Source organism: Actinomadura luzonensis, assembly GCF_022664455.2.
In the GTDB taxonomy this organism is placed as follows: domain Bacteria; phylum Actinomycetota; class Actinomycetes; order Streptosporangiales; family Streptosporangiaceae; genus Nonomuraea; species Nonomuraea luzonensis.
The window spans coordinates 48,779-68,745 of record NZ_JAKRKC020000002.1 but is presented as its reverse complement, the minus strand read 5'-3'; the positions used below and the strand labels follow the sequence as shown (position 1 = coordinate 68,745).

Below are 19,967 nucleotides of genomic sequence, written 5' to 3'. Positions count from 1 at the left end.
ACATTGGGGATCATGAGCGCGCCTCGCTGGCTATCCTCCGCCGAACAGCGTGCCTGGCGCACGCATCTGGCGCTGCACAAGCTGCTCATGCACCGGCTCGACCGCGAGCTGCAGGAGCACTCCCTGTCGCTGAACGACTACGAGATCCTGGTCAACCTGTCGGAGAGCCAGGGCCGCCGCATGCGCATGAGCGACCTCGCCGACGCCACGATCCAGTCGCGCAGCCGCCTGTCCCACCAGATCTCCCGCATGGAGGCCAAGGGCCTGGTCAAGCGGGAGGACTGCCGCGACGACCGCCGGGGCACGTTCGCGGTGCTGACCGACGAGGGCTGGGAGACCATCCAGCGGGTGGCGCCGTACCACGTGGCGAGCGTGCGCGAGCACTTCGTGGACCGGCTCACCGACGAGCAGCTTGAAGCGATCGAGGCGGCGTACGCGCCGCTCGTGGAGCACCTGAAGAAGCTGCGCTGAGCCCCACCGGCTCTTCCGTGGACGCAACCGGCGCCGACATCCAACCGATATCCGCGACGGCGCGCGCCCTTCCCGGCCGGTCGCTACGATCCGCACATGCTCAGAAGACTTCTGATCGTGGTGGTTCTCGCGCTCACGTCGGCCTGCTCGTCGGCGGGCGGGAGCGGGCCCGAGCTGCCGTCCGGCCCCGACCTGATGAAGAAGGCCGCCGAAGCCATGAAGACCGTCAAGTCGGCGTCCTTCTCCATCGCCACCGAGGGCAAGCCCAACGTGCCGCTGCAGAAGGCCGACGGCCGGCTCACCGCCGACGGCAACGCCGACGGCACGCTCACGATCGCGATCCTGGGCAACCTGCAGGAGGTCACCTTCGCCCTCGTCGGCGACACCGTGCACTTCAAGGGCCCGACGGGCGGCTTCCAGAAGATGACCCGGCAGCAGCTCGCGCAGTTCTACGACCCGTCGGTGATCCTGGAGCCGACCAAGGGCATCGCGAAGCTGCTGTCCTCCGCGACGAACCCGAAGGTGGAGGGCGTCGAGGACGGCGCCTACCGGGTCGCGACGACGTTCCCGGCGACGGTGGTCAAGGACATCGTGCCCGGCGTCACCCAGGACGTGAACGGCAAGGTCTGGATCGACCAGGCCACCGGCAGGCTGACCCGGGCCAGCCTGCCGTTGCAGGGCGGCACCGTGACGGTGTCGTTCAGCGACTACGACGCGCCGGTCACGATCACGCCGCCCGCCGGCTGATGGGCGCCGCCCGCCGGGTCGCGCTCGGCGCCGGGGGCGCGGTGGTGCTGCTGGCCGCGCTCGACGCGTACGTGGTGGTGACCGTCCTCATCGAGATCGCCAGGGACGTCGGGGTGCCGCTCAACCACCTGGAGCGGGCCACGCCGATCGTCACCGGGTTCCTGCTGGGCTACATCGCGGCGATGCCGCTGCTCGGGCAGCTCTCCGACCGGTACGGGCGGCGGCCGCTCATCCACGCGTGCCTGGCGGCGTTCGCGCTCGGCTCGGTGCTGACGGCGCTGGCGGCCGGCGAGGTGATGGTGGTGGCCGGGCGTACCGTGCAGGGGATCGCGGGCGGGGCGCTGCTGCCGATCACGATGGCGCTCATCGGCGACCTGTGGGACGAGCGGGAGCGGCCCGTGGCGCTGGGCGCGGTGGGGGCGGCGCAGGAGCTGGGGTCGGCGCTCGGGCCCCTGTACGGCGGGCTGCTGGCGCAGATCCCGGCGCTCGCGGTGGCCGGGGTGGAGCTGGGCGGCTGGCACGCCATCTTCTGGATCAACGTGCCGCTGGCGGCGCTCGCGGCGGTGGCCGTGCACCGCACGGTCCCCGGCCGCCCGCCGGCGAGCCCGTCCTCGGGCCCGTCCTCGGGGGCGTCCTCGGGCCCGTCCTCGGGGGCGTCCTCGGGCCCGTCCTCGGGGGCGTCCTCGGGGGCGTCCTCGGGGGTGCCGCGGCGGGTGGACGCCGCCGGCGGCGCCCTGCTGGCGCTGGCGCTGGCGCTGCTCGTCGTCGGCCTGTACAACCCCGACCCGGCCGAGGCGTTCCTGCCGCCGTGGGGCGCCCCGCTGATCGCGGCGGGCGCCGTGGCGGCCGGGGTCTTCGTCTGGTGGGAGATCCGCTCCCCCGTCCGCATCCTCGACCTGTCCGGCGTCCGCAAGGGGCCGCTGCTGGCGACGCTCGGGGTGAGCTTCCTCGCGGGGGCGGCACTGCTGGTGACGATGGTGTTCGTGCCGTTCACCGCGCAGACGCTGCTCGGCCGCGACGAGCTGGGCGCGGCGTTCGTGCTGGCCCGCTTCCTCGTCGCGCTGACCGCGGGGGCGCTGCTCGGCGGCCTGCTGGCCCGCCGGCTGGGCGAGCGGCGCGTCGCGGTGGCGGGCATGGCGGTGGCGGCGGCCGGCTACTGGCTGATGAGCCGCTGGCCGCTGCGGCTGGCCGAGGCGGGCCTGGTCGTGGACGCCGCCCTGGTGGTGGCCGGGCTGGGCCTCGGCGTGGTGATCGCCCCGGTGTCGTCGGCCGTGCTGCGGGCGAGCCGGGCGGCCCAGCACGGGGTGGCCTCGGCGGCGGTCGTGGTGGCCCGGATGATGGGCATGCTGGTCGGCATCGCGGCGGTGTCGGCGTGGGGGTTCCACCGGTTCCAGTCGCTGACGGCCGAGCTGGACACGCCGCTGCCGTTCGGCGTGGACGCCGCCACGTACCAGCGGCAGCTCGCCGAGTACACGGGGCGGGTGCAGGCGGCACTGCACGTGGAGTACACCGAGATGTTCCTCGTCACGGCGTTCGTCTGCCTGGCGGGCGCCGCCGCGGCCTTCCTCATGCCGCGCCGCCCGCCCCGCGTCCCCGAACGACCGGCCGCCCCGAGCCCCGACCCGGCGGCCGAAGCCCACTAACACCGGGCAGCAGCGGGCCGGACCGCACGACACCCCCGGACCGCACGACACCCTGGCGGACGGCCGCCCGACGACCCTTGGCGGCCCCGCCGCCATCCGGCCGGCGGGCCCCGCGCCCTCCCTCACGGAGGAGGGGCGGGGACCGTGGCCGCGGTCAGGGCGAGAGGCGGTGGAGGTCGCGCGGGAAGGCGGTGGTCTCGCGGATGTTGGCCGCGCCCGTCAGCCGGGCGGTCCACCGTTCCAGGCCCAGCGCGAACCCGCCGTGCGGCGGCATCCCGTACCGGAACGCCTGGAGGTACCCCTCGTACGGCCCGATCGGCTCGCCGAGCGCGGCCAGCGCCGAGGTGTAGTCCTCGTACCGGTGCAGCCGCTGTCCGCCCGTCACCAGCTCCAGCCCCCGGAACAGCAGGTCGAAGCCGTTGGAGCTGCCGGGCCTGGCCGGGTCGGGGTGGGTGTAGAACGGCCGCTTGGACATGGGGTAGCCGGTGACGAACAGGAACTCCGACCCGTGCTCCCGCAGCGCCCACTCCGACAGCCACCGCTCCTGCGCCGGCGCGAGGTCCGGCTCGGAGGAGGAGGTGAGCCGCTGCGCCTCGGTGAAGTGCACGGCCGGGATCTCGGCCGGCACCTCGGGCAGCGCGACCCCGAGCAGGCCGGCGGCGGCCGCGGCCCGGTGGCGCACCGACTCGACCATGCCCGCGACGGCCTCCCGCAGCACGGCCATGACGTCCCGGTGGTCGGTGACGAAGCCGAGCTCGGCGTCGAGGCTGGTGTACTGGGCCAGGTGGCGGACGGTGTCGTGCGGCTCGGCCCGGAAGACCGGTCCGACCTCGTACACCCGCTCGAACACCCCGACCATGGCCTGCTTGTAGAACTGCGGCGACTGGGCGAGGTAGGCGGGGCGGCCGAAGTAGTCGATGCCGAAGACGTTCGCGCCCGACTCGGTGGCCGAGGCGACGATCTTCGGGGTGTGGATCTCGGTGAAGCCGAGCCGGTCGAGTGCCGCGCGGAACCCGGCGACGCTCGCGGCCGAGATCTCCAGCGCCGCGCGCAGCCGCGGGTGCCGCAGCGCGACCGGCGCGTGGTCGAGGACCGTCGGCAGCGAGGCCGTCACCACCGGCCGGTAGAGGTCGAACGGGGGCGGCGTGCCGGGTTCGGCCAGCACCTCGATCTCCGGCTCGGCCAGCTCGACGCCCCCGGGCGCCTGCGGCCGCCGGATCACCGTGCCGGTGACCCGCACCACGCTCTCCTCCCCCGGCAGGCCGCCCCCGGCCCCGTCATGTGTCTCCCCCGCCACCACCTGCGCGAGGCCGGCGCGGTCGCGTACCACCAGGAAGGAAACGGTTTTCAGGTGCCGCCGGCGATGGACCCAGCCGGCGATCGTCACTCGTCGTCCCGCGTGCTCGGACAGCTCCGCGGACAGGACACGAGAGATCATCACAGCTCCTCTGCAGGACGTGCGTGATCCCTTGGGAGTGCGGGGGAGAAGGGAGCTCCCGGTGCCACCGCACTTTCGCCGCCCCTTGCCAGGGCGGCCTCGGACGACCCGATGACGGGGGTCAGGCCGGCGGGGCATTTCCTCCCCGCACTCAGGAGTGTCTTCGCCGCGGGGCCCGGGGCCGCCTTCTCAGCTGCCGGCGGCTCTCTGCGCCCGCGCGGGTCCGCGGCTACTCGGCTCCCTCGACGCGTTGCCGCCGATCTTACGACCGCGCCCGGCCCGCGGGCAAAGCGATTGCCCGCGGGCCCCGGACGCGTTCGTCACTTGTCCTTCTTGGGACGCTTCTCTCTGATCTTCATGGTGACCTCGATGGGCGAGCCCGCGAAGCCGAACTCCTCGCGGATGCGCCGCTCGATGAAGCGCCGGTAGGTGTCCTCGAGCCAGCCCGAGGTGAACAGCACGAACTTCGGCGGCTCGGTGGACGCCTGCGTGGCGAACAGGATCTTCGGCTGCTTGCCGCCTCGCACCGGCGGCGGCGTCTGCTGCACCAGCTCGGTCAGGAACGCGTTGAGCCGCGCCGTCGGCACCCGCGTGGACCACGAGTCGAGCGCCTTCTCCAGCGCCGGCACCAGCCGGTCGACGTGCCGCCCGGTCTTGGCCGAGATGTTGACCCGCAGCGCCCACGGCGTGCGGACGAGCTGCCGGTCGATCTCCTTCTCCAGGTAGTAGCGGCGGTCCTCGTCGACGAGGTCCCACTTGTTGAAGGCGACCACCATGGCCCGGCCGGACTCGATGACCAGGCCGATGATGCGGAGGTCCTGCTCGGTGAGCGGCTCGCTGGCGTCGATGAGCACGATCGCCACCTCCGAGCGCTCCAGGGCCGCGCGGGTGCGCATGGCGGCGTAGAAGTCGGCGCCCTGCAGCTCGCGGTCGCGCCTGCGGATGCCGGCGGTGTCGATGAAGCGCCAGGTGCGCCCGCCCAGCTCGACCAGCTCGTCGACGGGGTCGCGGGTGGTGCCCGCCATCGGGTCGACCAGCACCCGCTCCTCGCCGGCCAGCTTGTTGAGCAGCGAGGACTTGCCGACGTTGGGCTTGCCGAGCAGCGCGACCCTGGCCGGGCCGCGCTCGGTCTCGAACGTGACGCGCGGCGTGTCGGGCAGCGCGTCGAGCACCACGTCGAGCAGGTCGCCGCTGGAGCGGCCGTGCAGGGCCGAGACCGGGTACGGCTCGCCGAGGCCGAGCGACCACAGCGCGGCGGCCTCCAGTTCGAGCTGCTGGTTGTCGACCTTGTTGGCGGCCAGGACGACGGGCTTGCCCGACTGGCGCAGCACCGCCCCGACGATCTCGTCGGCGTCGGTCGCGCCGACGGTCGCGTCGACCACGAACACGATCACGTCGGCCAGCTCGACGGCGACCTGCGCCTGCTCGGCGATGCGCAGGCCCATGCCGGTGGCGTCAGGGTCCCAGCCGCCGGTGTCGACGACGGTGAAGCGCTTGCCGCGCCAGTTGGCCTCGTACGTGACGCGGTCGCGGGTGACGCCCGGCACGTCCTCGACGACCGCCTCGCGGCGGCCGATGATGCGGTTGACCAGCGTGGACTTGCCGACGTTCGGGCGTCCTACGATGGCCACGACGGGCAGCGGCGTGCTGTCGCCGTGCTCGGTGATCTCAAGCTCGTCGAGCTCGGCCTCGACCCAGTCCCCCGTTGACACGATATTTCGTCCTTTGCGTGAGTACCGCGCCTGATGCGGTCATCAGGTGCGCTCCTTGACCAGCCTCAGCACCTCCGCGATCACCTCGTCGAGGGTCAGCGCGGTGGTGTCGAGCTCGACGGCGCCAGCCGCCATCGAGAGTGGGTCCGTCTTCCGTGTTGAGTCCAGGGTGTCACGCCTGGCCAGCGCCTCCTGCTGCGCCTCCACCGTGGTGCCCGCCAGCTCCGCGGAGCGGCGGCGGGCACGGGCCTCCGGGCTGGCCGTCAGGTAGATCTTGACGGGCGCGTCCGGCCAGACGACCGAGCCGATGTCGCGGCCCTCGACGACGATGTCACCGGAGCCGATGATCTCCCGCTGGAGCGCGACCAGCCGCGCCCGCACCTCGGGAACGGCGGCCACGACGGAGACCGCGCCGGTCACCTCGGCCTCCCTGATCGGCCCGGCGACGTCCACGCCGTCGACGTGGATGGCGGGGCCGTCGGGGTCGGTGCCGGAGACGATGCCCGGCTCGCCGCAGCGCGCCGCGACCGCGGCCGGATCGGCGAGGTCGACGCCCTGCTGGAGCATCCACCACGTCATCGCCCGGTACATCGCCCCGGTGTCGAGGTAACGCAGGCCCAGCGCCCGGGCGGCCCCGCGCGACACGCTCGACTTACCCGACCCCGAAGGGCCGTCCATGGCGACGACCAGACCGGTCACGGCCTCTCCCTCTTCACGTGTGTTCCAACGTGAAGAGGCTACCGCCTCCGGCTCAGTCGGCGATCCAGCTCCCGTGGAAGCCCAGCGGGACGCGGGCGGGCAGGTGCACGGTGGCGACCGGCTCGCCGGTGAAGTCCTGCGCCGAGAGGATCACCAGGTCGGCCGCTCCCCTGTCCGGGTTGTTGACGAACGTCATCACATAGCCGTCGTCCTCGGCGCCGTCGAGGTCGGCGGGGCTCCCCGCGACGAAGACCGGCTCGCCGACGTACGCCTCCCGCCCGAACTGCCGCGCCTCCTGGGTGCCGCGCAGCAGGTCGTGCTTGATCAGCGTGTTGTCGAACGCCTGGTCGGGCAGGTCCTCCAGCTCGTTCTCCGCCCGGCCCACGACGTCGTTGAGGTCGCGGGCGGCGGCGGTGTAGCCGTAGCGGTAGGCGCGGCCGGTGCGCCGCTCGTCCATGCGCGGGAACTCCTGGGCGCGGTCGTCCAGCCTGAGCGAGGAGACCTTGCCGGTGGCCGGGTCGACGCGCCAGCGGTCGAGGGTGGGCGCGCCGCCCAGGTCCAGCCGGGCGTCCACGAACCGCTTGGGGTAGCGGACCACGTCCACCACCACCTCGTCGCCGTCGTCGTAGGCGTTGAGCGTGTGGAAGACCCAGCACGGCTCCACGTCGAACCAGCGCGTCTCGCCGCCGGCGCGGGGCAGCAGGCCGAGCCGGGCGCCGTGGGCCTCGTTCCACGCGTACGGGACCGTCACGCCCTTCTCGGCGTGCTCCATGCTGAAGGTGACGGGCAGGTCGTACAGGACGACGTACCGCTCGGTGAGGGCGAAGTCGTGCAGCATCGGCGCGTCGGCGATCGGGATGTCGCGCACCTGCCGCACCGTGCCGTCCGGGCCGAGGACGACGTGCTGGTGGTGGTCCCAGCCGAAGAAGTACGCCACGGCGTGCACCTCGGCCGAGACCGGATCGGTGTGGACGTGCGCGGTGAACCCGCCGGGCAGGCCGCCGCCGAAGTCGCAGCGGCCGAGCGTGTCGAGCTCGTAGCTCAGCTCGTACGGCAGCGCGCCCGCCTCGACGGTCGCGAACGTGCGGCCGGCCAGCCCGATCACGTGGGTGTTGGCGGAGAAGTCCATGCCGCCGTGCTTGGGGCCGGGCCTGGGCGGCTCGCCGAGCCGGCGGGCGACCTCGTCGTTGCGGACCCACCGGTTGCGGTACCACTCGGCGCGGCCGTCGCGCAGCCGGACGCCGTGCACCATGCCCTCGCCGGTGAACAGGTGGGTCGCGGCCGGGTCGTCCAGGCTGAGCGGGTTCGGGCCGTTGCGCAGGAAACGGCCGGTGAGGCCGGCCGGGATGCGGCCGGTCACCTCCAGGTCGAAGGCGGTGATCTCCTCGGTGACGGGCGCGAAGCCACCGCGGTAGGGGGTGGTGGTGGTCATGGTGCGGTCCTCTCCTCGGACTCTTCGGCGGGCCCTCCACCCACCCCGCCCCCTGCCCCGGCCGCTCCGCCGGAAGCCGCACGGCCACCTCGGCCGGCGGCCGGGTCTCCGGATCCGAGCGGGCCGCCGGATCCGAGCGGGTCGTCGGATCCGAGCGGGTCGTCGGGCAGGTACGGGTCGTCGTCGTCGGGCAGGTCGGGGGGCAGCAGGTAGGGGGCGAGCACGGCGGCGTACAGGGCGCGGTAGCGCTGGGCGGACTCGGGCTCCCGGAAGAAGCCGGTGATCTCCAGGCTGACCGCGCCGTGGACGGCCATCCACAGCAGGTCGGCGATCTCCTCGGCGGTGCCGCCGCGCAGCAGGCCCGGCTCCAGGCAGGCCTGGACGGCCGACACGAGCAGCCCGAACGCCCGCCGGGCGGCCGACACCGCGTCGGGACCCGGGCGGAAGCCGGGCATCGCGCTCTGGAACATGACGCGGTAGTAGTCGGGCTCGGTGAGCGCGTAGTCGCGGTAGGCGTCGAGGCCGGCGCGCAGGTTCGCGAGGGGGTCGTCGCCCGCCGGGGTCTCCCGCAGCCGGCGCTCGAAGCGGGCGAACCCCTCCAGCCACAACGCCTCGGTCAGCCCGTCCTTGCCGCCGAACAGCGTGTAGATGACCTTGGTCGAGCAGCCGACCTCGCCGGCGATGCGCCGTACGGTGAGCGCGCCCGGGCCCTCGCTCACGAGCAGGTGCGTGGCGGCGTCGAGGATCGCCGTCCGCACGACGTCCTGCCCTTCCCTCTGTGCTTGCTGGTACGCGGTCGCCGCCATGTCGGGTAACGCCGTTTCTTGTCGGTAACGTTGTTACCGACCTTTCTACACCTCCTCCGCCCGCGCTTCAACCCGCCGTATCAGGACTAAGGACGTCACGGGCGGTAAGTGCTCTGATGTGAGCGAGCCCCGGGTCACGGTCGTCGTGGCCAGCAAGGACAGGCTGCGGGCACTGGCCCGCTCGCTTCCCCTGCACCCGCGTCCGGTGATCCTCGTCGACAACGGCTCCGGCGACGGGACCGTGCCGTTCGTCCGCAAGCACTTCCCGGACGTTCGGGTGGTGGAGGCGGGCGAGAACCTGGGCGCGCCCGCGCGCAACGTCGGCGTGCGCCTGGCGGAGACGCCGTACGTGGCCTTCGCCGACGACGACTCCTGGTGGGCCCCCGGGGCGCTGGAACGGGCGGCCGACGTCCTCGACGCCCACCCCCGGCTGGCCGTGCTGGGGGCCCGGGTGCTGGTGGGGCCGGAGGAGCGGCTGGACCCGGTCTCGGAGATGATGTCCCGCTCGCCGCTCGGCGTCGAGCCGGACCTGCCGGGGCCGAGCGTGCTCGGGTTCCTCGCGTGCGGGGTCGTGGTGCGGCGGGAGGCGTTCCTTGAGGCAGGGGGGTTCGACGACGTGATCTTCTTCTTCGGTGAGGAGGAACGGCTGGCGGTGGACCTGGCGGCGCGGGGGTGGGGGCTGGCGTACGTGGACGACGTCGTGGCCCACCACCACCCGTCACCGTCCAGGGACCCGCGGGGGCGGCAGGTGCTGGCCGCCCGGAACGCCGTCCTGACCGCCGTGCTGCGGCGGCCGTGGCGGGTGGTGGCCCGCCGCTCGCTCGACGCTCTGCGGCGGGGGCCCGCCGGCTGGGAGGGGTTGCGCACGGCCGTCCCCCGCCTGCCCCGTGCCCTGGCCGACCGGCGCGCCCTCCCGCCCGCCGTGGAACGCGACCGCCGGCTCCTGGAGCGCACCGATGGCTGACCCCCGGACCCCGCACCCCGAGCCGCCCGCCGACGCACCGCCCGCCGACGCACCGGCCGCCGACGCACCGGCCGCCGACGCACCGGCCGCCGTGCCGCCGGACGGGACAGCTCGGGCCGCGACCCTGCCGGGAGAGACCCGGATCGGGCAGGTCACCCCTCGTCCGGGCGGGGCTTGTCGTGGGCGGCAGGCCCGGGCCGCTGATCCGGGGCGGCGGGGGCCGGCGGCCTGTCTGAAGCGGCAGGTACGGGCGACCGGTCCGACCTGGCAGGGGCAGGCGCACGGCCCCGCGTGGCAGGCCGACGCGACCGGTCTGGCGTGGCGGGCCGACGCCCCCGGCCCCCGCCCGGTGGCCGGCGGCGTCGGGACGTGGAGGTGGGGCGATGGCTGACCCGCGCATCGGCGCGGTCGTGATCACGTGGAACCGCCGGGAGGAGGCCCTGGAGTCCGTCGGCCGGCTGCTGAGCCTGCCCGAACGCCCGCACGTGGTCCTCGTGGACAACGGCTCCACCGACGGCACCGCGGAGGCGGTCGCGGCGGCGTACCCGGAGGCGGAGGTCGTGGCGCTGCGGGAGAACCTCGGCGCGGTGGGCCGCAACGTGGGCGTGGCACGCCTGAGCACCCCCTACGTGGCCTTCGCCGACGACGACACCTGGTGGGAGCCCGGCTCGCTGGCGCGGGCCGCCGACGTGCTCGACGCGCACCCCCGCCTGGCCGTCGTCACGGCCCGCATCCTGGCCGAGCCCGGCGCCCGCGAGGACCCGATCGTGGCGGAGCTGCGCGACTCCCCCGTCCCGGGCCCCGCCTGGCTGCCCGGGCCCGCGCTGGGCAGTTTCCTGGCCGGCGCGTCGGTGCTGCGCCGGGAGGCGTTCCTGGAGTGCGGCGGCTTCAGCAGCTGGTTGTGGCTCGGCGGCGAGGAGGAGCTGCTGGCCGTGGACCTGGCCACCGCCGGGTGGGAGCTGTGCTACCTGGAGAAGCTGACCGTGCACCATCAGGCCTCCCGCAACCGGGACGCCCACCACCGGCGCCGCGTCGGCATCCGCAACACGTTGTGGTTCACCTGGCTGCGCCGCCCGGTGCGCGCCGCGCTGCGCCGGACCGCGCACCTGGCCAGGACGGTGCCGCGCGACCGGATCTCGGCCCTCGCCGCCCTGGACGCGCTGCGCGGCCTGCCCTGGGTGCTGGCCGAGCGGCGGCGGGTCCCGCCCCGCGTGGAGGCGCGGCTCGCCAGCCTCGAAGCGGCGCAGGCGTCCTCCCGGGCCCGCCGTTACGTCTCCTGAACGACGGGCAGCAGGCCGTCATGAGCAATGCACCGAACCCGATCCAGCTTCAGAAGCACCTGAGCGGCGTGGACTACCCCGCCAGCAAGGACGACCTGGTCAAGGCCGCCAAGGACCACGGCGCTGACCAGGACATCGTCAAGGCCCTGGAGAGCATGCCGGACCGCGAGTACGACGGCCCCAACGCCGTCAGCCAGGCGGTCACCAAGCGGTGATCCAAGCCGCCGTCGCCCGGCGCCGCCGTGCGGCCGCCGCGTGACGGCCCGCGTGCGCGGTGGGTCCGCCGACACCCGCCGCGCACGCCGCACCACCCGTACACATCGCACCGCACATGCACGACGCGCGGCTCAGCCGGGCCAGGCGCTGAGCGCGAACGCCCGTACCGGCACCAGGCCGCGCTTGAGCAGCCGGTACGTCGGCAGCGGGCTCCGCGACACCGCCTCCTTGTACGCGACGGCCGCCCGCCCCGTCAGGTACCACCTGCGCGGGCTGTCGTCCGGCCGGGTGAACTGGATGACCGCGTCCCCGCGCCCCAGGCTCACGGGCTGGTGCACGTACCCGAACCGGAAGTCCCTGGGCGCGCGGCCGCGCAGGACGGACACCAGCGCGTCGGCGGCGTGCAGCGCCGTCGGGATGCCGCTCTGGCAGGTGCCGTGCAGCACCCCGAACGGCAGGCGGACGGCGGCGGCGTCGCCCACGGCCTGGACGTCGGGGTGCGAGAGCGAGCGCAGCGCGCCGTCCACGACGATCCTGCCGCGCTCGTCCACGGTCAGGCCCGACGCGGCCGCCAGCGGCAGGCCACGGGTGCCGGCGGTCCAGAGCGTGGCGTCGGCGTCGATCAGCTCGCCGCCGGCCAGCTCGACCGCGCCGGGCAGGACCTTGGTGACGTCCGCGCCGGAGCGCACCTCGACGCCGAGCCGGGCCAGGGCCGCGTCCAGGTAGGCGCGCGCCCGCTCCCCCATCATCGCGCCGGGCCGTCCCTTGCCCACGAGGACGACGCGCAGGTGCGGGCGGGCCTCGGCAATCTCGGTCGCCGCCTCCACCCCGGTCAGCCCGCTGCCGACCACGGCGACAGTGCCGGCCCCCACAGGGCCTCCCGGCAGTTCGTCGAGTCGCCGCGACAGCCGTACGGCGCCGCCGTGGTCGTCGAAGGTGCAGGCGTGCTCGGCCGCGCCCGGCGTCGAGAGGTCGGTGACGGTGCCCAGCGCGTAGATCAGCCTGTCGTAGCGGAGCGTCCGCCCGTCGTCGAGACGGGCCTCGTGCCCCTCGACGTCCAGCCCCGCCACCCGGCCCTGCGCGAACGTGACCCCGCTGCCCGCGAGGACGTCCGTCAGGGAGTGGTCGGCCAGCCGCTCGCCGGCCGCCGTCTGGTGCAGCCGGAGCCGCTCGGTGAACCGGGCCGAGGCGTTCACCAGCGTCACCCTGACGCCGGAGCGGCGGGTCCTGGCCGCGACCCTGATGGCCGCCGCGAGACCGGTGTAACCGCCGCCCAGGACGAGAATGTCAGTCATTGTCCTACCTCCTCGTTGCGCACCCAAGGACGCATCGAGCGGGCCGGGACGTGACACGCCCGCCGCAGGCGGACGTCAGGGAAGCTGCCAGCCCCGCTCGCGCAGCGCGGCGGCCAGCGAGGACGCGGCGTCGGGCTGCACGGACAGCTCGGCGATGCCCAGCGGCAGCCCGGGCGCGTGCTCCAGCCGGACGTCCTCGACGTTGACGCCGACCTCGTCGCACACCTGGAACAGCCGCGCGAGCTGGCCGGGACGGTCGCCGATGACCACCTGGACGACGGCGTACGCGGAGGCGGGCCCGCCGTGCTTGCCCGGGATGCGGTCGTGGCCGGCCACGCCCCGCTTCAGGAGCTGGGTGATGTCCTGGAGGGCGGCGCCGTCGCCCTCGGCCAGGGCGCGCAGCGCGCCGGCGGCCTCGGTGAGGTCCCTTGCGACGGCCTCCAGCACCTCGGCGACCGGGGCCGCGTTGCCGGACAGGATGCCCAGCCACAGGCCGGGGTCGCTGCCGGCGATCCTGGTGACGTCGCGGACCCCCTGACCGGCCAGGCCGAGCGCCACGTCGGTGGTGTCGGCCAGGCGGGCGGCCACGGCGGAGGCGGTGACGTGCGGCGCGTGCGAGACGACGGCCACGGCGCGGTCGTGCTCGACGGCGTCCACCTCGACCGGGTTGGCCCCGCACAGCTCGACCAGCCGCAGCACGGCGGCCTTCGCCTCGGGGTCGGCCTGCTCGGTGGGGCACAGCGCCCACGGGCGGCCCAGGAACAGGTCCTCGCGGGCCGCGCCGGGGCCGGACTTCTCCCGCCCGGCCAGCGGGTGGGAGGCGACGTAGGACGCCAGGTCGCAGCCGAGCTGCCGGGCCCGGTCGATGGGCTCGGCCTTGACGCTGGCCACGTCCGTGTAGAACCGGGCCACGCCGTGCCGCTGCAGCTCCAGCAGCTCGCTCGCCACGAACGCCGGGGGCACCGCGATCACCGCCAGGTCCACGCCCTCGGCGGGCGGGGCGTCCGGCGTCCACTCCTCGCCCGCGCCCAGCTCGCGCGCCAGCCGGACGGCGCCCGGCTCGCGGTCGGCGAGCAGGACCCGCACGCCGTGCTTGCGCAGCGCCAGCGCCGCACTGGTGCCGATGAGACCGGTGCCGACGACGAGCACGGTGCGTAGTTCCATGTCGATGTCCTGGTGAGTCGGGCCGCTGGTTGCTGGTGCCGATGAGTGTGGCAGGTGGCGCCTGCCGTCCGCTCGCGAGAGCCTTGAACGGCCCTTACTGCGCGATGTCCTGGCGCAGGGCCACGGCGCCGCGCAGATAGACGTGGTGGATCTCCGCGCGGGGACGGTCGGTCTCGATGTGGGCCATCAGGCGCACCACGCGCGGCAGCGCACCCGGCACGTCGATCTCGGTGCAGCAGATCAGCGGCACCTCGTGGAAGCCCAGCTTGCGCGCCGCGAGCGCGGGGAACTCCGCCGTCAGGTCGGGCGTGGCCGTGAACAACACGCTGATCACGTCGTCCGTGGTCAGCCGGTTGCGCTCCATGAGCGTGCTGACCAGCTCGGTCGTGGCCTCGACGATCGAGTCACGATCGTTGGCGTCCACCTGGATCGCCCCGCGGACCGCCCGCACCATGTGGCTCTCTTCCCTTCCGATGAGCGGGAGAGCCCGTGCGGGACGAACCACGCACGGGCTCCTGCGTCCGGACAGATTACAGCTTCACGGCCGCGTACAGCTCGCCGACCTCTTTGAGGCTCAGCGCGCGGACCGTGCCGGGCTTGGTGCGGCCCAGCTTGACCGGGCCGAACTCGATCCTGGCCAGGTCGATGACCCGGTGCCCGGCCTCCTCCAGCATCCGCCGCACCACGTGCTTGCGGCCCTCGTGCAGGACGACCTCGACCAGCGCCTGCTGGCCGTGCTCCTGCACGACGGTGAAGCTGTCGGCCCTGGCGAGGCCGTCCTCCAGCTCGATGCCCTGCTTGAGCCGGCGTCCCAGGTCCTTCGGGATCGGGCCGGGCACCTTCGCCCAGTACTTCTTCTGCACGCCGTAGCTGGGGTGGGTGAGGCGGTTGGCCAGCTCGCCGTCGTTGGTGAGCAGCAGCAGGCCCTCAGTCTCGGTGTCGAGCCGGCCCACGTGGAACAGCCTCGGCGCCAGCTCCTGGACGTAGTCGGCCAGGCACGGACGGCCCTGCGGGTCGTCCATGGTGGACACGACGCCGATGGGCTTGTTCAGCGCGTAGTAGACCAGGTCGGGGGCGGTCGGAATGCGCTTGCCGTCCACGTGGATGACCTGCTTGACCGGGTCGACCTTGGCGCCGAAACGCCGGACGACCTGGCCGTTCACGGTGACACGGCCCTCGCCGATCATCTCCTCGCACGCCCTGCGGCTGGCCACGCCCGCCTGCGCCAGCACCTTCTGGAGCCGGACGCCGTCCGGGACCTCGGTGGTGTCGCGCTCGTCGGTGTAGCCCTCGGGGTAGAGGTCACGGTCGCGGATGGGCTGGCGGGCCGCCTTGATGCGGGCCTGCTGCGGGCTGCCGGGGGCGCTGCTCCCGGTGCCGGGCCTGCCGCCCGTCCTGCTCGGCCGGCCGATCGTCTGGACGTCGTCGCGCCTGGTGGCGCCGCGGCTCGTCGCGCGTACGGCGGCCCGGGGGGCGTCGCCGTCGCGCCGGCCGTAACGCGAGCGGGTCGAGGACTCCCCCCTGGGGGCGGCCTCCTCGCGGCGCTCGGCACGGTCCGGGCGGTAGCCGCCACGGTCGTCACGACGCTCGGGACGGTAGCCGGCGCGGTCGTCACGGCGGTCGTCACGACGGTCGTCACGACGGTCGTCACGACGGTCGGAGCGGAAGGCGCCGCGGTCGTCACGGCGGTCGGAGCGGTAACCGCCGCGGTCGTCGCGGCGCTCGGGACGGTAACCGGCCCGGTCGTCACGACGATCGGGACGGTAACCGGCCCGGTCGTCACGACGATCGGGACGGTAACCCGCGCGGTCGTCACGACGCTCAGGACGGTAGCTCGCGCGGTCGTCGCGGCGGTCGTCGCGGCGGTCCGAGCCGTAGCCGCCGCGGTCGTCGCGGCGCTCGGGACGGTAACCCGCCCGGTCGTCACGACGGTCGGAACGGTACCCGCCCCGGTCGTCACGGCGGTCGTCACGGCGGTCGTCGCGGCGGTCGGAGCGGTAGCCGCCGCGGTCGTCGCGGCGCTCGGGACGGTAACCCGCCCGGTCGTCACGACGGTCGGAACGGTACCCGCCCCGGTCGTCACGGCGGTCGTCACGGCGGTCGTCGCGGCGGTCGGGGCGGGCGGGGCGGTCGAAGCGGTCGCCACGGGCCGGGCGGTCGCCGTCGCGGGTGCCGTAACGGGCGCGGGAGCCGCCCCGGTCGGCGCGCAGGGAGTCGCGGGAGTCATTGGAAGGGCGGAAGGGGCGGCTGCCGGAGTCGCGCCCGTACCCGCTCCGGTCGCGGTCGCCGTACCCGCCGCGGTCGCGGTCGCCGTAGGACCGGTCGCGGTCGCCGTACGGGCGGCCGCCGCCGTAGGTGCTGTTTCCGCCGCCGGACCCGCGGTCGTCGCGGTCCGAGCGGAAGGCGGGACGCCCGCCGCGGCCGGCACTACGGTCCGAGCCGCCGGTGCGTCCACGACCGCGTCCATCACCGGACGGGGTGCTTCGCCTGTTGATCACTTTGTCGTCTCCTCGAGGTTTTCCACGTCGTCGGGGAGGAAGGGCGCGAGCTCGGGGAGCTCGCTCAGGTCCCGCAGTCCCAGACGTTCAAGGAAGTATGAGCTTGTCCGGTAGAGCACTGCCTGGCTCTCCGGGTCGGTGCCGGCCTCCTCGACCAGCCCCCTGGCGACGAGCGTCCGCATGACGCCGTCGCTGTTGACGCCGCGCACGGCGGCGACGCGGGCCCGGCTCACCGGTTGCCGGTAGGCCACGACCGCGAGTGTTTCCAGCGCGGCCTGGGTCAGCCGCGTCTGCTGGCCGTCGCGGACGAACCGCTCGACCAGCGGGGCGCACGCGGCGCGCGTGTAGAACCGCCAGCCGCCCGCGACCTGTCTCAAGTCGAAACCCCGCCCGGAGGCAGTGTATTCCGCGGCGAGCCCGCGCAGTGCCGCGGCGACCTCGTGGGTGGGGCGCTCCAGCACCTGGGCCAGGGTCACCTCGGCGACCGGCTCGTCCACGACCAGCAGGACGGCTTCCAGGGCCGCCTGCAGGGTCGGCGCCTCCTCGTCCCCGCCCGACGGCTCAGCCTCGGAGGTGGGCTCAAGCTCGGAGGCGGGCTCGGCCTCGGAGGCGGGCTCAGGGGCGGGCTCGGACTCAGGCTCGGGCTCGGGCTCGGGGGCGAACTCCAGCGTGGCGGATCCGGAAGGGGCGGGCGGAGCGGCCGGTTCGTCCGCCGCCGGAGGCACGGGCTCGGCCAGGGCGCCGGGGAGGGTCATCCAGGCGGGCAGCGGGTGCCGGGAGTCAGGCTCCGCGGGCGGCACGGGCGAGTCGGCGTTGTCAGTCATTGCGTAGTTTCTCCGCGGATTCCTCGTAGTCGTCGCCCACCGCCACGTCGCCCTGGTCGGCGCCCGTCCAGGTGACGTGCAGCTCCCCCAGCGGCTCGATCTGCTCGAACGTCACCGCCGACTCCCGGAACAGCTCCAGCACGGCGAGGAAGCGGGCGATAACCTCGAAGGTGCCCGAGCAGTCGGCCACGAGCGCGCGGAAGGTGGCCCGGCGCAGCCGCCGCAGGTGCATGACGAGGATCGCGGCCTGCTCCTTGACGCTGGCCAGCGGCTGGTAGATGTGCCCGATGCTGACGGTGGGCGGCGCCTTGGGCGTGAAGGCCCGCGCCGCGATCCTGGCGAGCTGGTCGGGCCCGATGCCGAGCACCAGCTCGGGCAGCAGGTTCGCGAACTGGGGCTCCAGCTGCACGGTACGGGGGAAGCGCAGCGACTCCTCCGCCATGAGCCCGGAGAAGATCTTCGCGACCTCCTTGTACGCCTTGTACTGCAGCAGCCGGGCGAACAGCAGGTCTCTGGCCTCCAGCAGGGCGAGGTCCTCCTCGTCCTCGACCTCGCCGGACGGCAGCAGCCGGGCCGCCTTCAGGTCGAGCAGCGTGGCGGCGACCAGCAGGAAGTGGCTGGTCTGGTCGAGGTCCCACTCGGGGCCGCGCGAGCGGATGTAGGCGATGAACTCGTCGGTGACCTTGGAGAGCGAGACCTCGGTGATGTCGAGCTTGTGCTTGGCGATGAGGCCGAGGAGCAGATCGAAGGGCCCTTCGAAGACGTCCAGGTGGACCTGGAAGCCCTGGGGATCGCTCTGCCCGTCGGTGGTCACCTGGCCATTGTGGCAGGTGCCGGCCAGCGCGAGAGCACTTCGCGGGCCAGCTCGCGATAGGCGTTGGCGCCCAGCGACGACGGGTCGAACGTGGTGATCGGCTCACCGGCGACGGTCGCGTCGGGGAAGCGCACCGTGCGGTTGATGACGGTGTGGAAGACCTTGTCGCCGAACGCCTCGACCACGCGGGCCAGCACCTCGCGGCCGTGCAGGGTGCGGGCGTCGTACATGGTGGCGAGCAGGCCCTCGATCTCCAGGTCCTCGTTGAGGCGCTCCTGGACCTTGGAGATGGTGTCCATGAGCAGCGCGACGCCGCGCAGCGCGAAGAACTCGCACTCCAGCGGCACCATCACGCCGTGCGCGCAGGTCAGGGCGTTGATGGTGAGCAGGCCGAGCGACGGCTGGCAGTCGATGAGGCAGACGTCGTAGTGCGGCAGCAGCGGCTTGATGACGCGGCCGAGCACCTGCTCGCGGGCCACCTCGGTGACGAGCTGGACCTCGGCGGCCGACAGGTCGATGTTGCTGGGCAGCAGGTCGAGGCCCTCGACGCCGGTCTGCAGCAGCACCTCCTCGGCGGTGACGCCGCGTTCCATGAGGAGGTTGTAGACGGTCAGGTCGAGCTGCAGCGGGTTGATGCCGAGGCCGACGGAGAGCGCGCCCTGGGGGTCGAAGTCGACCAGCAGCACCTTGAGGCCGTACTCGACGAGCGCGGCGCCCAGGTTGATGGTGGTCGTGGTCTTGCCGACCCCGCCCTTCTGATTGACCATCGCGACCACGCGCGCCGGGCCGTGCACGGCGGGCGGCACCGGCTCGGGGAACACCGGGCGGGGCCGCTGCGTGGGCCCTAGGTTGACGCCGTTGGAAGGCGCGTTGGTCTTGGTGTCGCCCCAGGGGTTGTCGGGGGTCCCCGGGGTCGAACCCTTGGTCTCCACAGTCACCAGCTCGAACCTCCCTGACGGTCCCGAACCGGACCGTCCGGACGGACACTATGGCGTCACCACTTAACGCGGCAAGGCGGCACGCCGTCTCGGCCGCACGTCGCAAAAGACTATAGATCACGTCCGGGCGCGCGGGTGCGCCGCGGCGTAGACCTCGCGGAGTTTGTCGACGGTGACCAGGGTGTAGACCTGGGTGGTCGTCACCGAGGCGTGGCCGAGCAGCTCCTGCACCACCCTGACGTCGGCGCCGCCGTCGATGAGGTGCGTCGCGAACGAGTGGCGGAGGACGTGCGGGCTTATCCCGTGCAGTCCGGCCCGTTCGGCGGCGGCCTGGAGCACTTCCCAGGCTCCCTGCCTGGTCAGCCGCCCACCGCGGGCGTTGAGGAAGACGGCGGGGGTGCCGCGCCCGTGGGCCAGCAGGCCGGGCCGGGCGCGCACGAGGTAGGCGTCGAGGGCGGCCCGGGCGTAGCGGCCGAGCGGGACGACGCGGGTGCGGCCGCCCTTGCCGCGCAGCCGCACCTGGTCGTCCTCCAGGTCGTCCACGGCCAGGCCGACGGCCTCGGAGATGCGGGCGCCGGTGCCGTACAGGACCTCCAGCAGGGCCCGGTTGCGCAGCGTCAGCGGCGCGCCGTCGGGGCCGGAGGCGGCGATGAGCCGTTCGACCTCGTCCACCGAGATGGGCTTGGGCAGCTTGCGGAGCTGGCGCGGCGGGCGCACCTGGTGGGCGGGGTCGTGCGCGGTCACGCCTTCGCGCAGGGCGAAGCGGTGCAGCCCGCGCACGGCCGAGACCGCGCGCGCGGCCGAGCTGGCGACGAGCGCGGGATGCTCGCCGTCGCCCTCGCGCAGGGCGGCGAGGAAGGCCTGGACGTCGGCCTCCCCCACCTCGCGGAGCTCGGCACGGCCGCGCGCCCGCAGGTGCTCGACGTAGCGGCGCAGGTCACGGCGGTAGGACGCGAGCGTGTTGGCGGCCAGGCCCCGCTCCACCGCCAGATGGGCGAGGTAGCTGGAGAGCACTGCCTCCACGGA

General features: G+C 73.9%; 20 protein-coding genes. 7 read left to right on the top strand and 13 right to left on the bottom strand.

The genetic code is table 11. From position 1 onward, the window contains the following. Positions 1-12: 12 nt before the first annotated feature. From MF672_RS30425 to MF672_RS30415, 3 genes are all read left to right on the top strand, one after another. Positions 13-471 carry a MarR family winged helix-turn-helix transcriptional regulator gene (locus tag MF672_RS30425; protein WP_242370863.1) on the top strand — a complete coding sequence of 153 codons (459 nt, stop codon included), beginning with the start codon at positions 13-15 and terminating at the stop codon, positions 469-471. 96 nt (positions 472-567) lie between these two features. After that, positions 568-1,218 (top strand): LppX_LprAFG lipoprotein, encoded by a 651-nt coding sequence (locus tag MF672_RS30420; RefSeq protein ID WP_242370862.1) that lies wholly within the window; start codon positions 568-570, stop codon positions 1,216-1,218. Beyond that, on the top strand, positions 1,215-2,861 hold the full coding sequence (locus MF672_RS30415; RefSeq protein WP_407654806.1) for an MFS transporter: 1,647 nt from the start codon (positions 1,215-1,217) through the stop codon (positions 2,859-2,861). The genes MF672_RS30420 and MF672_RS30415 overlap by 4 nt, the downstream gene beginning before the upstream one ends. 154 nt (positions 2,862-3,015) lie before the next feature. On the opposite strand, the gene aspS is transcribed toward MF672_RS30415, so the two are convergent. From aspS to MF672_RS30390, 5 genes are all read right to left on the bottom strand, one after another. Then, the gene (gene aspS / locus MF672_RS30410; RefSeq protein WP_242370858.1) at positions 3,016-4,299 is read right to left on the bottom strand and encodes an aspartate--tRNA(Asn) ligase; all 1,284 of its coding nucleotides are present in this window, start codon (positions 4,297-4,299) and stop codon (positions 3,016-3,018) included. 320 nt (positions 4,300-4,619) lie between these two features. Next, on the bottom strand, positions 4,620-6,011 hold the full coding sequence (gene der, locus MF672_RS30405) for a ribosome biogenesis GTPase Der (protein ID WP_302893311.1): 1,392 nt from the start codon (positions 6,009-6,011) through the stop codon (positions 4,620-4,622). A 42-nt stretch (positions 6,012-6,053) separates the two neighbouring features. Beyond that, positions 6,054-6,710 carry a (d)CMP kinase gene (gene cmk, locus MF672_RS30400; RefSeq protein ID WP_242370856.1) on the bottom strand — a complete coding sequence of 219 codons (657 nt, stop codon included), beginning with the start codon at positions 6,708-6,710 and terminating at the stop codon, positions 6,054-6,056. A 52-nt stretch (positions 6,711-6,762) separates the two neighbouring features. Then, a complete protein-coding gene (locus MF672_RS30395) occupies positions 6,763-8,142 on the bottom strand; it encodes a carotenoid oxygenase family protein (protein WP_242370853.1) in 1,380 nt (459 codons plus the stop codon). Further along, complete coding sequence (locus tag MF672_RS30390) at positions 8,139-8,948, bottom strand: TetR/AcrR family transcriptional regulator (RefSeq protein ID WP_242370851.1); 810 nt, start codon at positions 8,946-8,948, stop codon at positions 8,139-8,141. The genes MF672_RS30395 and MF672_RS30390 overlap by 4 nt, the downstream gene beginning before the upstream one ends. A 118-nt stretch (positions 8,949-9,066) precedes the next feature. Here MF672_RS30390 and MF672_RS30385 point away from each other — a divergent pair, with 118 nt between their 5' ends. The 4 genes from MF672_RS30385 to MF672_RS30370 are packed head-to-tail and all read left to right on the top strand — an operon-like array spanning position 9,067 to position 11,407. Beyond that, positions 9,067-9,912, top strand: a complete 846-nt coding sequence (locus MF672_RS30385; RefSeq protein ID WP_242370849.1) for a glycosyltransferase family 2 protein — start codon at positions 9,067-9,069, stop codon at positions 9,910-9,912. Continuing rightward, positions 9,905-10,303 carry a hypothetical protein gene (locus MF672_RS30380; protein WP_242370847.1) on the top strand — a complete coding sequence of 133 codons (399 nt, stop codon included), beginning with the start codon at positions 9,905-9,907 and terminating at the stop codon, positions 10,301-10,303. Before MF672_RS30385 ends, MF672_RS30380 begins: the two co-directional genes overlap by 8 nt. Continuing rightward, positions 10,296-11,192, top strand: a complete 897-nt coding sequence (locus tag MF672_RS30375) for a glycosyltransferase family 2 protein (protein WP_242370845.1) — start codon at positions 10,296-10,298, stop codon at positions 11,190-11,192. Before MF672_RS30380 ends, MF672_RS30375 begins: the two co-directional genes overlap by 8 nt. Before the next feature lie 20 nt (positions 11,193-11,212). Next, entirely contained in the window at positions 11,213-11,407 is a 195-nt protein-coding gene (locus MF672_RS30370; protein WP_242370844.1) for a DUF2795 domain-containing protein, read from the top strand. A 132-nt stretch (positions 11,408-11,539) separates the two neighbouring features. On the opposite strand, the gene MF672_RS30365 is transcribed toward MF672_RS30370, so the two are convergent. From MF672_RS30365 to MF672_RS30330, 8 genes are all read right to left on the bottom strand, one after another. Continuing rightward, positions 11,540-12,703, bottom strand: a complete 1,164-nt coding sequence (locus tag MF672_RS30365; RefSeq protein WP_242370842.1) for an NAD(P)/FAD-dependent oxidoreductase — start codon at positions 12,701-12,703, stop codon at positions 11,540-11,542. A 75-nt stretch (positions 12,704-12,778) separates the two neighbouring features. Beyond that, positions 12,779-13,867, bottom strand: coding sequence for a prephenate dehydrogenase (locus tag MF672_RS30360; RefSeq protein WP_242370840.1), 1,089 nt, complete (start codon positions 13,865-13,867; stop codon positions 12,779-12,781). A gap of 94 nt (positions 13,868-13,961) precedes the next feature. Then, the gene (aroH, locus tag MF672_RS30355; RefSeq protein ID WP_242370839.1) at positions 13,962-14,321 is read right to left on the bottom strand and encodes a chorismate mutase; all 360 of its coding nucleotides are present in this window, start codon (positions 14,319-14,321) and stop codon (positions 13,962-13,964) included. A 76-nt stretch (positions 14,322-14,397) separates the two neighbouring features. Then, on the bottom strand, positions 14,398-16,365 hold the full coding sequence (locus tag MF672_RS30350) for a pseudouridine synthase (RefSeq protein ID WP_247815506.1): 1,968 nt from the start codon (positions 16,363-16,365) through the stop codon (positions 14,398-14,400). Further along, positions 16,362-16,895, bottom strand: a complete 534-nt coding sequence (gene scpB, locus MF672_RS30345; protein WP_242371197.1) for an SMC-Scp complex subunit ScpB — start codon at positions 16,893-16,895, stop codon at positions 16,362-16,364. Before scpB ends, MF672_RS30350 begins: the two co-directional genes overlap by 4 nt. Before the next feature lie 286 nt (positions 16,896-17,181). Next, complete coding sequence (locus MF672_RS30340; protein WP_242370835.1) at positions 17,182-18,003, bottom strand: segregation and condensation protein A; 822 nt, start codon at positions 18,001-18,003, stop codon at positions 17,182-17,184. Further along, positions 18,000-18,935 (bottom strand): ParA family protein, encoded by a 936-nt coding sequence (locus MF672_RS30335; RefSeq protein WP_407654805.1) that lies wholly within the window; start codon positions 18,933-18,935, stop codon positions 18,000-18,002. The genes MF672_RS30340 and MF672_RS30335 overlap by 4 nt, the downstream gene beginning before the upstream one ends. A 123-nt stretch (positions 18,936-19,058) precedes the next feature. Next, entirely contained in the window at positions 19,059-19,964 is a 906-nt protein-coding gene (locus MF672_RS30330) for a site-specific tyrosine recombinase XerD (protein ID WP_242370830.1), read from the bottom strand. Between the last annotated feature and the right edge of the window lie 3 nt (positions 19,965-19,967).